Annotated in this window: 17 protein-coding genes and 1 pseudogene; 12 read left to right on the top strand and 6 right to left on the bottom strand. The window is 46.7% G+C overall.

Annotation, left to right across the window (positions count from 1 at the left end; translation table 11 throughout):
- Positions 1-20: 20 nt before the first annotated feature.
- On the top strand, positions 21-815 hold the full coding sequence (gene thiD / locus BBR47_RS10920) for a bifunctional hydroxymethylpyrimidine kinase/phosphomethylpyrimidine kinase (protein ID WP_012685829.1): 795 nt from the start codon (positions 21-23) through the stop codon (positions 813-815).
- A 66-nt stretch (positions 816-881) separates the two neighbouring features.
- Here the strand turns inward: thiD and BBR47_RS10925 are convergent, their stop codons facing one another.
- Both BBR47_RS10925 and BBR47_RS10930 read right to left on the bottom strand, forming a co-directional pair.
- Entirely contained in the window at positions 882-2,213 is a 1,332-nt protein-coding gene (locus BBR47_RS10925) for a DUF4179 domain-containing protein (protein WP_012685830.1), read from the bottom strand.
- 5 nt (positions 2,214-2,218) lie between these two features.
- On the bottom strand, positions 2,219-2,764 hold the full coding sequence (locus BBR47_RS10930) for a sigma-70 family RNA polymerase sigma factor (RefSeq protein ID WP_012685831.1): 546 nt from the start codon (positions 2,762-2,764) through the stop codon (positions 2,219-2,221).
- A 107-nt stretch (positions 2,765-2,871) separates the two neighbouring features.
- Between BBR47_RS10930 and BBR47_RS10935 the strand changes: the two genes are divergently transcribed.
- From BBR47_RS10935 to BBR47_RS10950, 4 genes are all read left to right on the top strand, one after another.
- Complete coding sequence (locus BBR47_RS10935) at positions 2,872-3,099, top strand: hypothetical protein (RefSeq protein ID WP_012685832.1); 228 nt, start codon at positions 2,872-2,874, stop codon at positions 3,097-3,099.
- A gap of 73 nt (positions 3,100-3,172) precedes the next feature.
- Positions 3,173-4,246, top strand: a complete 1,074-nt coding sequence (gene splB / locus BBR47_RS10940; RefSeq protein WP_012685833.1) for a spore photoproduct lyase — start codon at positions 3,173-3,175, stop codon at positions 4,244-4,246.
- A 153-nt stretch (positions 4,247-4,399) separates the two neighbouring features.
- Complete coding sequence (locus tag BBR47_RS10945; protein WP_012685834.1) at positions 4,400-5,041, top strand: deoxynucleoside kinase; 642 nt, start codon at positions 4,400-4,402, stop codon at positions 5,039-5,041.
- A gap of 42 nt (positions 5,042-5,083) precedes the next feature.
- A complete protein-coding gene (locus BBR47_RS10950) occupies positions 5,084-5,776 on the top strand; it encodes a deoxynucleoside kinase (RefSeq protein WP_012685835.1) in 693 nt (230 codons plus the stop codon).
- A 69-nt stretch (positions 5,777-5,845) separates the two neighbouring features.
- On the opposite strand, the gene BBR47_RS10955 is transcribed toward BBR47_RS10950, so the two are convergent.
- Together BBR47_RS10955 and BBR47_RS10960 are read right to left on the bottom strand one after the other, a co-directional pair.
- On the bottom strand, positions 5,846-6,436 hold the full coding sequence (locus BBR47_RS10955) for a TetR/AcrR family transcriptional regulator (RefSeq protein WP_012685836.1): 591 nt from the start codon (positions 6,434-6,436) through the stop codon (positions 5,846-5,848).
- Positions 6,437-6,469: 33 nt separating this feature from the next.
- Complete coding sequence (locus tag BBR47_RS10960) at positions 6,470-6,895, bottom strand: VOC family protein (RefSeq protein WP_012685837.1); 426 nt, start codon at positions 6,893-6,895, stop codon at positions 6,470-6,472.
- A gap of 175 nt (positions 6,896-7,070) precedes the next feature.
- Here BBR47_RS10960 and BBR47_RS10965 point away from each other — a divergent pair, with 175 nt between their 5' ends.
- The 7 genes and pseudogenes from BBR47_RS10965 (at position 7,071) to BBR47_RS10995 (ending at position 11,236) form a co-directional block, all read left to right on the top strand.
- Positions 7,071-7,808 carry a class I SAM-dependent methyltransferase gene (locus BBR47_RS10965; RefSeq protein ID WP_012685838.1) on the top strand — a complete coding sequence of 246 codons (738 nt, stop codon included), beginning with the start codon at positions 7,071-7,073 and terminating at the stop codon, positions 7,806-7,808.
- Positions 7,809-7,884: 76 nt separating this feature from the next.
- Complete coding sequence (locus BBR47_RS10970; protein WP_007724250.1) at positions 7,885-8,169, top strand: 4a-hydroxytetrahydrobiopterin dehydratase; 285 nt, start codon at positions 7,885-7,887, stop codon at positions 8,167-8,169.
- A gap of 111 nt (positions 8,170-8,280) precedes the next feature.
- On the top strand, positions 8,281-8,601 hold the full coding sequence (locus tag BBR47_RS10975) for a hypothetical protein (RefSeq protein WP_012685839.1): 321 nt from the start codon (positions 8,281-8,283) through the stop codon (positions 8,599-8,601).
- Positions 8,598-9,362, top strand: coding sequence for a DUF3109 family protein (locus tag BBR47_RS10980; protein ID WP_012685840.1), 765 nt, complete (start codon positions 8,598-8,600; stop codon positions 9,360-9,362). The genes BBR47_RS10975 and BBR47_RS10980 overlap by 4 nt, the downstream gene beginning before the upstream one ends.
- A gap of 56 nt (positions 9,363-9,418) precedes the next feature.
- Entirely contained in the window at positions 9,419-9,928 is a 510-nt protein-coding gene (locus BBR47_RS10985; protein ID WP_012685841.1) for an acyl-CoA thioesterase, read from the top strand.
- 75 nt (positions 9,929-10,003) lie between these two features.
- A complete protein-coding gene (locus BBR47_RS10990; RefSeq protein WP_012685842.1) occupies positions 10,004-10,924 on the top strand; it encodes an aldo/keto reductase in 921 nt (306 codons plus the stop codon).
- 14 nt (positions 10,925-10,938) lie between these two features.
- Positions 10,939-11,236 (top strand): annotated as a pseudogene (locus tag BBR47_RS10995) (RNA polymerase alpha subunit C-terminal domain-containing protein).
- Between the two features lie 61 nt (positions 11,237-11,297).
- Here the strand turns inward: BBR47_RS10995 and BBR47_RS11000 are convergent.
- Positions 11,298-11,738 (bottom strand): thiol-disulfide oxidoreductase DCC family protein, encoded by a 441-nt coding sequence (locus BBR47_RS11000; protein WP_012685844.1) that lies wholly within the window; start codon positions 11,736-11,738, stop codon positions 11,298-11,300.
- 79 nt (positions 11,739-11,817) lie between these two features.
- Positions 11,818-13,332, bottom strand: coding sequence for a histidine ammonia-lyase (gene hutH, locus BBR47_RS11005; protein ID WP_012685845.1), 1,515 nt, complete (start codon positions 13,330-13,332; stop codon positions 11,818-11,820).
- Positions 13,333-13,647 lie beyond the last annotated feature (315 nt).

A 13,647-nucleotide genomic window follows, 5' to 3' on the forward strand; every position in this document is an offset into this window, starting at 1 on the left:
GGAGAGCAGGAGGGAATATCATGAGCACGATTGCGAAAGCATTGACGATAGCGGGTTCAGATAGCGGTGGGGGAGCTGGGATTCAGGCAGATCTGAAAACCTTTCATCAACACGGTGTGTACGGAATGAGTGCGATCACAGCAATCACTGCACAAAATACATTGGGCGTAGCAGGTGTGTATCCATTGCCGACAGAGGCAGTTTCCCAGCAAATGCATGAGGTGCTGCGTGATCTTGGCGCTGACGCGGCGAAAACGGGCATGCTGTTCAACGCTGATATCATTCGTGCTGTTGCGGAAGAGCTCAAAGCATTTGGCCTGAAAAAGTTGGTGGTAGACCCGGTGATGATCGCCAAGGGAGGGTCAAAGCTCCTGCTGGATGAGGCGATCGTTGCATTGAAAACAGAGTTGCTACCGCTGGCGGAAGTCGTCACACCAAACTTGCCGGAAGCAGAATGCTTGACTGGCATGAGAATCGAGACGACAGACGAGATGCGCGAAGCGGCAAAAGCGATACATGCGATAGGCGCTCGCAATGTCCTGATGAAGGGTGGACATATGCAAGGGGACGTTGTCGTTGATATTTTATTCGATGGTACCGCCTTCCATGAAATATCCCATGAGCGTATTCATACACGCCATACGCACGGCACAGGTTGTACGTTCTCAGCGGCTCTTACAGCAGAGTTAGCCAAAAATACACCGCTCATCACTGCGGTTGAAAAAGCAAATCGCTTTATCTTCGAAGCTATTAAGACAGCTCCGCAATTGGGTGGCGGGCATGGGCCGACCAATCACTGGGCGGTTGTAGATTGATTTGACGAATCCAAAAATGAATGCCCCACAGCGATACCGTACAAACAATCGCTGAAGGGGCATTTTTTATTTGACTTCAATAGAAAAAGTACCTTGAAGTCGTTCAGGATAGCTGGACAGAGGAAAGGAATAAGAAGTAGGCGTACCTTTGTTTGTTTTTCGCTTGAATAGCATGGAATAGTCTTGAATGGATTCATCATCTGTGGAAGAGGAGATTGTTTGCACAGAATCATATTCATTTCCCAGATCGTCAGTTAGCTCATACCCTAAGGAGATATAAGAGTGTTTATCTTGTGGAGGAACCCTCAAGGAAAAGTCCATGCCAACGACTTCATCAACTTGACGGAGTGCCGTTAATTTTAGGCGATCATTCGGGACTTTTGTTAATAAGCCTGTCTTCGCGTCGATTACGATTTGCAATTTATCTTTGTCTATGGCACGAATGCCATCGGCTTTGAGAATAAGCTTTTCGGGCTCAACGAAATAAATACTCTCCAGATGGTATACTCTCCCATTCTCACCGTTGTTCCGTACAGGAACGCCATTTCCCCAAAAAGCGAATGTTTCTCCTTTTTCATCTTCGAGCCTCAGCTTATCAAAATCAAATACGTGCTTTTGGTTAGCTGGATCAAAGCGAATGCTCACTTCAGTCTGAGTAGGAAAGACTGCGATTTGTTCGATTGTAAACCGCTGTCCGTCAACCGTGACTTCCTTCATCACTGGATACACTTTTTTCTCAAAGGTCTTGAATTTGTTTTTATCTACAGCAAAGTCGATCAAGAGAGGAGTCTTTTGCTCGAGATTATCGATTTTTAGCGTGACTTTTGCAGTCATCGCATCGGGTATTTCAGCGGTTTCTTCGATGACAATATCAATACGATTCTGAATCACAGGCTCTTCGCTCTCCATGCTTGACCAAGCCATACCGCGTTTCCATTCTTTCCCTGTTTGGTCTAACAATTCTATCTTGTGCAAGCCTACATTTTTATCGGTGAAGGAATGCTTTAGTGTATAGAAGAGAACCATCCGTTTCTCGTCGGCCAAAACTTGATCGATGGTAAACGTCACATCTTCTACTGAACCACTGGCACCAATATTTTGGACAAGATTGTGTTCTGCTGCCTTTTGTAAGCCTTTGTCATCCCGAAGAAACTCAACGATCTTCTCCATCCCAGGAATCGAGCTGACATAGGCGGCAACAGCAGGTGAAAGTCGAACGGAAAAAATAAACACGAAAATGAACAAACAAGCAACCAGACTAGACCCCACGCGTATCCACCGGTTGCGGCTCCGATTTTGACGCAGCTCCTTTGCTTGTTCCATTCCTCTGCGAATGTATTGATCAATCTCAGCGGGAACCATGAATGGACTCGCATTCTTTTTATCACTTTCACTCATAAAGCTCACCAGCCTTTCCCGAGATCTTTGCGAAGTGCACCTAGAGCCTTGTGCAGCCATGTTTTGATGGTGCCTTCCGGATGACCGAGTACCTCTGCAATATCGCGTATCGTCCGATCTTCAAAATATTTCAAAATAATGATGTGGCGATAATTTGGACGGAGACGAGCGAGAGCCTCTTCGATTTGTATACGTTCGACATTTTGGTCGTCCATAGGAATACTTGCACGACTCTCGATGTCATCTTCCATCGCACTCAAGATAATCCGTTTTCGGCGCTTTTGCTCATCCAAACAAATATGAATAAGGATGCGGGTCAGCCATGTACGAAAATACGCAGTCTGTTTCAATCGTGCAAGCTTGAGATAGGAACGGCACGTCGCTTCCTGAATGGCCTCTAATGCATCTGTCTCGTTACGAAGAAAGGCGTAGGCGATTTTATACAGTTGATCCTTATGAAGGCTGACGAGTTGAAAAAAGGCATCATCATCCCCATTTTTTGCGCGCGAAACGAGCTGTTCCAGATTCACTTTTTCCCCCTCCTCTACCATTAGACGGTGCAGAGGCAAAAACGGTTTTCCTAAAATGTCAGCAACTTTCTTTTGTTTGAACCAATCATCCGTCCACTGCTTACTGTAAAAGAAAGAAGTGTGTAAGGATGGGGTGCAGGTGTATGTGGATCAAATGGGTTACGATTCATGAATCGTATGGCCTCCCACGGATTGCTCAGGAATGTCGGCGTTATTTAGAAATGAAAGGAATTCGAGTCAGGCTTTTGTCCAAACAGACCAAAAAAGCAGGACATGTCTATACATTGCAAGTGCCGCTAGCTCAACAGGAGCAAGCAAAGGTGCTGCTACGCGATTTTAAAAACACCCTGAAATAACGGGGCACAGCCATACTTCTCCTTACGTCCAGTCGAATGGCACGGGCATACTAGGTGAGGGAGGGATGAAGGCATGGGAACGACCCTTTTGGAAAGACCTGAAAAGACGGAGCAAAAAGGCAGCAAGCTGTTTGTTCCGGATTATATTTTCGTGGAGCCACATGCATTGAATTATCCACTTGGGAAAGAACTGTATCAACGTTTTCAAGCAGAAGGGATTCCGATGCAGATGACGACCAGCCATAATCAGGTTCGTGGCATCCCTGGGGATACAGAAGTGGAGAAATATCGCAATGCGAAGCGGACGTTGGTCATTGGTGTACGCAAAACATTGAAGTTCGAGACTTCCAAGCCTTCCGCCGAATATGCCATTCCACTGGCTACGGGATGTGCTGCCCACTGTCATTATTGCTATTTGAACACCAATATCGGGACAAAGCCGTATGTTCGAGTGTACGTCAACACAGATGAAATTCTGGCACAGGCTGAGAAGTATATCCAGGAACGCCCGGGTGAGATCACTCGTTTTGAGGCAGCCTGTACATCCGATCCGGTTAGCATTGAGCATCTTACGGGCAATTTGAAACGAGCGATTGAGTTTATGGGCCAGCAGGAGTTTGGGCGGTTGCGCTTCGTGACCAAGTTTCACCACGTGGATTCCTTACTGGATGCCAAGCACAACAAGCATACCCGGTTTCGCTTCAGCATGAATGCCGACTATGTCATCAAAAATTTTGAGCCAGGTACCTCCAGCTTTCATCAGCGACTAGAGGCTGCAGGGAAGGTAGCAAAGGCCGGTTATCCGCTCGGCTTTATTTTAGCGCCTTTGTATTGGTTTGAGGGATGGGAAGCAGGGTATACCGATTTACTGGAAAGACTGCGTTCGCAGTTGGTTCCCGAAGCGATGGAGGATTTGACGTTCGAGCTGATCCAGCACCGTTTTACCAAGATTGCTAAAAGCTTGATCCTCCAGCGCTATCCGAAAACGAAGCTTGAGATGAAGGAAGAAGAGCGCAAGTACAAATGGGGGAAATACGGGAAAGGGAAGTACGTCTATCCCGACATCCAAGCAAAGGCTTTGCAGGCCCATTTGGAAAGTGAAATTGCCCGACTGTTTCCACAGGCTCGCGTTGAATATTTTACGTAAGAACCAGACTGCTCTCGATGAAGAGCAGTTTTTCTTTAGAAAAAGGAGTACCAAATGATACCAAACGACACAATGCGAATGTTTTCGACAAACGCTTACATACGTGCTAGAATATGGAGTGCTCTCATTTTCTTGAAAAGGATCGAAGCATACATGAAGTCCATATTGATTACCGTTGAGGGACCTATTGGTATTGGGAAAACCTCTTTATCGCGGGAACTAAGCCGTGCCTGCAACTTGCAGCTACTGGAAGAGATCGTGTACGAAAACCCATTCCTGGGTAAATTTTATGAAAATATTGCCGAATGGAGCTTTCAACTCGAGATGTTTTTCCTCTGCAATCGTTACAAGCAGTTGCAGGATATACATTCACAGTTCCTGAATCAAGGTATCTCCGTTGTTTCTGATTACAATATTTTCAAAAATACGATTTTTGCCAAACGGACGTTACAAGGAAATAACCTACCAAAGTACCTTAAAATTTATGATATCCTAACAGAGGATTTGCCTCAGGCCCATTTAGTGATCTACATGACAGCTTCGATTGAAACCGTGATGAAGCGGATTGCGATGCGCGATCGCGAAATGGAGCGCAGCATGGATGTCACCTATATGGAGAACCTGATTGCGGATTACAACGAGTTTATGGACGCGTTTGAAAAGCATCATCCGGATACTCCTGTCATCAAATTCGATTGTGACGATTTGGATTTCGTACATAGACCAGAAGATTTAAAGTATGTACTGGATCGAATTGCACCACGGATTCAAGCGCTGATGGGACAAGAAGGATAGGGAACAAGGGAAAAGTAAGCATGGGGATAAGGAGTTGCGTACATGTCGAGGTTTCAAAACAGCACGCTTCGTGAAAAATACGGGATACCAAACAACGCAGTGATTACGATCGGCGGGACAGTAGGGGTAGGAAAATCCACCTTTACACATGCCTTGGCAGATCAGCTCGGATTTCGTGTATCTGTAGAGAAGGTTGACAATAACCCGTATTTGGGCCGTTACTATAATGATTTATCGCGTTGGGGTTTCCATTTGCAAATTTTCTTTTTGGCGGAACGCTTCAAGGAACAAAAACGGATGTTTGATTATGGCGGCGGTTTTGTCCAAGATCGCTCCATCTATGAGGATACCGGGATTTTTGCCCGTATGCTGTACGAGCAAGGCAACATGACAGAAGAAGATTACCGCACTTATACAGAGCTTTTTGAAGCGATGGTCATGACGCCTTACTTCCCGCATCCAGATATTTTGATCTACTTAGAGGGAAGCTTCGATGATATTATTGGTCGCGTAAAAGAGCGCGGGCGTCCGATGGAGCAACAAACGCCAGTGGATTACTGGCAAGATTTGTTTAGCCGCTATGATAGCTGGATTGCTTCCTTTACTTCCTGTCCGATTTTGCGGGTCAATATTAACGAATACGACGTTGTGGATGACCCATCTTCGGTAGAGAGCATTATTGCGCGGGCTGCTGAAAAAATTCGGCTTGGACGAGCTACCCGCTTTTCATCATAAAGATCCTATGTCATAACAGAGCACCCCTGCATTTTGCCAGTAAGAGGCGGAAGCAGGGGTGCTTTGGTTTTATTTGCTGCGATATCCTTCTAAGAGAAGGGTCATCGCTGCTGAAATTTCCTCAAGGGACTTCTCCTGATCAGGCGTCTCCGAAATCCAGAGCACGGCTTCGTTCATCGCACCAGACAGCAAATGCGTCAGAGCATCGATAGAAACGGGACGTAGGTACCCTTGCTCCTGCATCGTTTGAAGCTGCTCTCTGAGATGCCGCATGGAGTTTTCCTCGTCCATTCGGCGCCACTTTTCCCACCCGATGACAGCTGGGCCATCGATAAGCAAAATCCGCTTGTTCCGATGTTCGACGGCCGAGGAGACAAAGGCCAAGCAACCCAAGATCAATTGTTGCCAAGGCTCCTCACTTTTCGCAGCTTCCGCTTCTACGCGCTCTCCGATTTCTTGTTGGACAGAAGCCAGTACTGCCTCAAATAATCCTTCTTTGCTCCCAAAGTTATGGTATAGTGCGCCACGGGTCACCCCGGCTTGCTTCACGATGTCTTCCATGGCCGCATCCGCGTAGCCTTTTTTGGAGAACATCTCTCTTGCCACTTCGATCAGCTTTTGCATCGTCTGCTGTTTTTGCTCGGCTTTGGACATCTTCATGGGATACGATCTCCTTACTTATTTCATGCCAGATTAGACAGGGGCAACATAACTGTCAGCAAATGCTTCGGAAGGCGGGATTACCTTTATGATATCAAGTAAAATGCCATTAGGATCGGATGTAATAAAATGCCGCTGACCAAAATCCTCATCTCGAATGTCGAGATGGAGAGGAAGACCTGCTTTCACAATAAGCCTCTCGTATTCAGCGTCAACATCATCGACTTCGAAATTAAGGATAAGACCACCCTCTACAGGCTTTCGGAATCCTTGTGGAATGGTGTCATGAGAAGGATTTAAGATGGCGAGCTCAAAAGCTGGAGTGCTGCTCTGATTCTGCATGCTCACATACCAGTCTGCTTCGAAAACAATATCAAATCCAAAGTGCTCTCGATAAAACTTCGAGCTAGTCTCAACTTGTTCTGTCAAGATGACAGGATAAAAGCTGTTCACTTTCATTCTGGGTCTCTCCTCACGATTGGATGAGGTTAATTTAACATACATACAGTATGTACGTAAAGTGATTTCGCTTTTTTCAACAAAGAGTTTCCTACACTTTGCCACACGCAAATCGGCTACGGATAAACCCCGCTGTGGTATAATAAGAACATCTTGGAATTAAAGGGGCTCAGACATGGCTGAAGAATGGTTTGAACGCAGCTTTCGCGAAGATTATGTGCTTGTGTATCGTCATAGGGACGATTCGGCCGCAGATGGAGAGATCGCTAATCTGTTGGAAAGATTGCCGGTAAAGGACACAGGACGCGTACTTGATCTTTGCTGCGGGAGCGGGCGTCATTCGCGTGCGCTGGCTCGCCGGGGGTATGAAGTAGTTGGTGTGGATTTGTCGCCTGTTCTTTTACAGTTGGCTGAGGAACAAAACACCTATCCACAGCTAAGTTTTGCCCGCTGTGATATGCGCGACATTCCGTTTCGCGAAGAATTTGATATCGTGGTGAATTTGTTTACCAGCTTTGGGTATTTCTCCACAGATGAAGAAAATGCTAACGTTATTCGCAACATGGCACAAGCACTCAAAACAAAAGGTGAAGTGGTCATCGACTTCTTAAATGCAGCGTACGTCATCGATAACCTCGTGCCGCACTCTACCAAGGAAGTCAGTGGGATGTTGATTAAAGAAGAACGCTGGATCCAAGATGGATTTGTGAAAAAGCGGATACTGATTTCCGACGAGTCATCGAATGAACCGCGTGAGTATATGGAGCAGGTTCGCTTGTTTTCTGCCGAGCAAATGATTGCGATGCTAACAGAAGCGGGATTCGAAAAAATCCAAGTATTTGGAAACTATCTGTTTGAAGAATATGTAGCGCATGAATCACCTCGTATGATTTTTTATGCCGTGAAGCAATAGGGTGCGGATAACCTGTACGTCTCGTGAATATGATGGTGTAACAACCATTTATCGGGTAAAAGGGGGCATTGCTACAATGAGCAAGCTGTCTTTGGAACAGGTCAAATTGTATCTGAGCAAGGTACCTGGCTGGAAGCTGGTAGAAGACCGAATGGCGCTATCACGCACGTACCACTGTCGTGACTTTTCCACTGCAATCAGTTTCGTCAACCGTGTGGCAGAGATGCTTGAGCATGACAATCAGCATGTGGAAATTCATCTGGCAGGTGGCACAGTCACGTTTACATTAGCCACCCGCGAGGCAAAAGGTTTAACCGGCAAAGATTTTGCATTAGCCCAGACGATTAGCAAAGTAAGCTGACAGGCAAAAGAGAAATAGCCGCTTCTCACAGCGAAGCGGTGTTTCTTTTTGGCTTTTTAAGAGCTACTTTGTTATGATGGGCAGTATGAACCATTTCGGAGGGATTACAAGATGGACATTCAACAACATGAGCAATTGATTCAAGTGTTGGCGGAGTATAAGAATCAAAAGGCTTCCGTGACTTTTACCCAATGGGATACTGATAGGGAAGAAGAGGAAGAGGTAACACAATTTCAAGCTCAGCTTCTGGAAACCAAGCTGACTGACAATGAATTTGAAGAAAAAGATCTCCTGCTCGTCTTTACGACAGAAGAGGGCGAAGAAATGGAAATCCTGATGGAGATTCCGGGTGATGAAGTAGATTTGGCTAGCTATGAGGAAGGCCATTTGCGAATTTTTGGAACAGAAGCGGAGATTGTTTTGCAAAAATGAAAACGAAACGAGCTTTTCGTTATGTAGGCACGCCTGATCCCATGTCTGATAAAGAGGCGTACCACTGCGAAAAATATATAAAGAAACACAAGCATTCCTTGGTGAGAGCGGGACAATATTTGGTTGATGTATCAGCCCTCCATGCTTTGTTTCATTTGGACTGTTGGAATTGCAGGACTGTTCATCGTGAAACCTGCTGTGAGGGTGGACAACCTTACGCTGTAGAAGAATGGCAGATTCCCATCATGGAGGGGGAAATCCCCTCTATCTCTGCTGGACTTCAGGATGAGGCTGAACGCAATCATTGGCTTCTTCATGGGGTTTGGGATCGCAATGAGCCTCGAGGAACCATTCGTATGCGACATGGCAATTGTCTTTTTTATCAAGAAAACAATGGGCGTTACGGCTGTGCGATCCATGCTTATGCTGAACAGGCTGGTCGTGAAGTTGAGCCTCTCAAGCCATATAGCTGTCAACTGTATCCAATCGACTTGATTGATACAGGGGAAGGGATCCTGCTAACGGCGGTTACCAACGAAACGTCATCCTTTTCCAGATGGGGTACGGATTATTTGGAGCAGTTTTACTGTGCCAGTCCGGCCCGCCGAAAGCTAGCTACGCATATAGACGACAAGCTGTTTGCACTAGACGGCTATCGGCCAGCCTATAAGTGGAATCTGCCTTTGTTACGTTATATTTTGCAAGAAGAGGCAGAGAGGATCGAAGGCATACTTGGGAGCAGCTATCAATTGGAACGTTGAATGCCTTGTGATATGATGATGTATGCATCAAGTAGATTGATAAAGGAGCAACAGCGATGAACGTCAAGACAACTCAAGAATCTCGTACAATTCAGGCATCACTGGTTCAGCCATCTGATACGAATTACCATGGTACTATTTTTGGTGGTACGATGATGGCTTATATAGATGAGGTAGCTGCAATCGCTGCGATGCGACATTCGCGTCGCCCTGTTGTGACAGCATCGATTGACTCGATTGATTTTCTTGCTCCCGTCAAAATGGGACATTCCATTTGCCTCGAAGCATTTGTTTCGTCAACGGGCAAAACGTCCATGGAGATTTTCGTCAAAGTCGTCTCGGAAAATCTCCAGACCGGCAAGCGTATTTTGACCGCGACATCTTTTCTTACCTTTGTTGCTTTAGATGAGGAAGGGAATCCGACTGAGGTGCCAGCTATTGTCCCTGAAACAGAGGAAGAAGAGCGATTGATGGCCACTGCGGACGAGCGGAAGAAAATGCGCAAAGAACGAAAAGGGAATCTGCAAGATTTTGTGAGCCAATTGAACATCGAGAAAAGCATATAATTTTTTTAGTCTTCACCCTGAGCGAACATTCGTTCAGGGAATTCTCGTTTATTTATGAGGAGGAGGAATCGGGCAATGAAGTACCGCAGATTAGGAAAAACGGATCTGAACGTATCCGTAATCGGTGTAGGTACCTGGCAATTTGGCGGGGAGTGGGGACTGGATTTCTCCCAAGAAGCTGTTGACCAGATTCTCGACAAAGCAAAAGATCTCGGCATCAACTTGATTGATACAGCGGAATGCTACGGAGATCATCTGTCCGAACAGCTTATCGGGGGATATTTGAAAAAAAACCGCCGGGAAGACTGGATTGTGGCGACGAAATTCGGGCATCATTTTCACGACAAATTTTCTCGAACCAATCATTATGGAGCGGCTGAAGTTCAGCAGCAATTGGAAAAATCACTACAAGCCTTACAGACCGACTATATTGACTTGTACCAATTCCACTCGGGACCTGACGAAGCATTTGACAATGATGACTTGTGGACCTACCTCGACAAGCAGGTGCAGGCAGGAACGATCCGCCATCTCGGACTCTCGATTGCGAAAAATGATAACATGCATCAAACATCTGCTGCTACTTCGGTAAATGCAAAAGCCATCCAGGTAGTTTACAATCGTCTGGATCAAAAGCCGGAAGAAGGTGTATTTGCTTCTTGCCAGCAGCAAGACCTGGGTGTATTGGCTCGCGTTCCGTTGGCGAGTGGTTATTTGAGCGGAAAGTATAAGCCGGGTTCTGTATTCGGTGGAAACGATGTGCGACATCGACACGATCAGGAGCATGTCAACAAGCTGCTCCTCCAAGTAGAAGAAATCAAGAAAAATGAAGTTCCAGAAGGAATGGATATGGCGCAGTGGGCACTGGCGTGGTGCCTCAAGCATCCGGCTGTCACGACCGTGATCCCAGGGAGCAAGAGCCCAGCGCAGGTAGAGGCAAATGCCAAAGCGGCTGACTATGTGAGCGATGAGCATCCACAAGCGATGTCGAAATAAAAAGGATACGTGCCATGACAACTTCCAAAAAAACGGTAAGAACTTGCGCGAATGGTCATTCATACAGGAAAAGCACGGATTGTCCGACTTGTCCAATCTGTGAGCAAGAACGTCAACCGGACACTGGCTTTCTTTCGGTTGCTCTCTGCACCAGCGAGAAGAGCATTGGAACACAATGGGATCACGTCCTTGGAACAGCTCGCAAGCTACAGTGAAAAAGAGATCCTGAAATTTCATGGGATGGGGCCAGCATCTATGCCGAAACTTCGGACTGCATTGAAGGAAAAGGGATTGTCATTCAAGAACGAATGAGTAAGGCACGGCGAATAAAAAAAGGAGGAGCCGCGAGAGACAGCGACTTCTCCTTTTTCTTTTAATCCAAAAAGCGGGATCTAATCTGCGGGGTAGGAAGCAGGCATTGCTCTGCTTTACCCATCCACCGATATCGATTTCTCGCGACCCAATCATAAATCGGATTGCGGACAGGCCTTGGGATGAGCCGAGCTACATTTGACAGCAGAGGCCATCCACCTTGAAGCTTGCGACCAACGTGCAGGATCGCATCCGATTTTGTATATAGCTGTCCGTTGGCGATAAAGACCACGGATGACATGTCTTTTTCCTGATAGTTGTAATGAGACAAAATTTCCTGCGCTCTCTGTGACTGCAAGGAAGCAAAATGAATGTAACCGTGCGGATCACGCTTCAAAATAAACTGCACAGCACCGTGGCACAGATGACAAACCCCATCAAACAGTAACAGGTACGCAGGATGGTCCACTTCTCTGCCTGCTTTCATGAGACAGCCCTCCATACTTCAAGTGGTTTGGTCGAAATGCTTATCCTTAGCTCCATCATAACAGAGAAAAACAATGGTTCCTATACATGAACGATTATTCCGTCACAAACGCGAGTGTCCCTTGGTGGATCAGCTCTTCTGCCTTGACGAGGTCAGGGTGCATTTCGCGGTCTTCATGCAGGCGGGGAATCACCCGGCGCAACTGCTCATAGGCTCTTGCTGTACCTGTTCCGAGATCTCCCGAACCAAAATCAATAGCTTGAGCTGCTGCCAAATATTCGATAGCAAGCACCTTGGTGACGTTTGATACAATCGTGCGAAGCTTGCGAGCAGAAGTCGTACCCATGCTGACATGGTCCTCCTGATTGGCAGATGACGGGATCGAATCGACTGATGCCGGATGGCAGAGCACTTTGTTTTCAGAAACAATGGAAGCGGCAACATATTGCGTAATCATAAATCCAGAATGGAGTCCGCCATTTTCGGTTAAGAATCCGGGAAGGCCACTTAGCTGTGGATTGACGAGACGTTCTGTGCGTCTTTCGGATATATTTGCTAGCTCAGCCATCGCAATGGCAAGAAAATCAGCTGCGAATGCCATTGGCTGACCGTGGAAATTCCCGCCGGAGATGACATCGCCTGTTTCTGTGAAAAGAATAGGGTTATCGGTAACGCTATTGCATTCGCGTGTAACCGTAGTCCATACATACTCAAGCGTATCACGAGTTGCACCGTGCACTTGCGGGAGGCAACGAAGGCTGTATGGATCTTGGACGCGTAGCTCACCCTGTCCAGTAGTTCGTTTGCTGCCGGATAAGTGCTGGAGCAAACGCTTTGCTGATTCCTGCTGTCCTGGATGCGGGCGGATGAGATGGAGCTGGGGATCAAAGGCTTTTGGAATTCCACGCAGCGCTTCAATCGTCATCGCCGCAATCAATTCCGCGCTTTCAAGTAGAACTCGCGAATCATACAAGGCGAGGCAAAGCTGTGCGGTCATTGCCTGTGTACCGTTAATCAGAGCCAGACCTTCTTTTGCCTCGAGTCGAATAGGGGAGAGGCCCACTTCGCTCAGTGCTTCTTTACCGGATAGCCGCTTGCCATTGACGAGCGCTTCACCTTTGCCGAGCATGACCAGTACCATATGAGCAAGAGGTGCCAGGTCGCCGCTTGCACCAAGGGAACCTTGTTGAGGAATAATCGGATGAACCCCGCGATTGCATAGTTCTACTAGCTGAAGCAATGTTTCTTCCCGAATTCCCGAATACCCCTTTGCCAACGCATTGATGCGCAATGCCATCATCGCACGGACAACTTCAACGGCATAAGGGTCGCCCATCCCGCAGGCATGACTCATAATTAAATTTTCTTGCAGCTTGCTTACGTCCTCATCGTGGATCATGACATCGGAAAATTTTCCGAAGCCAGTAGTGATTCCGTATACGACTTCCTGCTGTGATACCATTCTCTCCACCATGGCACGTGAAGCACGAACACGATGCAATGCTTCTTCAGTTATTTGGATGTGGGTGGCGCTTCTTGCAATGGAAACAACATCTTCGATACGCAATTGATCCCCATCTACTTTTACAACGTTTACTTGCTGATTCATCTGTAATTTCCTCCTTTAGCAGAGCAGAGAACGAAAAGAGCGAGGGGTTAGGATACTATCTCCTAACCCCTCGCTCGAGAGCATGTATGTGATTGGATAAAAACGTGTAAGCCTGCATTCGTCGCGGCATACGTTCTTCCTCACTTTCGTTCATGTGCAACTGTCTGATTATTTTAGCTATTGCTATCATTGTATCAAATGCCTACGTGCAGTCAAGATGATCTTGTCACGGCGGCTTCCCTAGAGAGTAAAAAACGGGCTTAGTTCAATTTTTTAAACTGGGCGAGAGTCGTCTCTTGAGTTGGATAAATGTCA

Origin of the sequence: Brevibacillus brevis NBRC 100599 (genome assembly GCF_000010165.1) — a bacterium.
GTDB classification, from domain to species: Bacteria; Bacillota; Bacilli; order Brevibacillales; family Brevibacillaceae; genus Brevibacillus; species Brevibacillus brevis_D.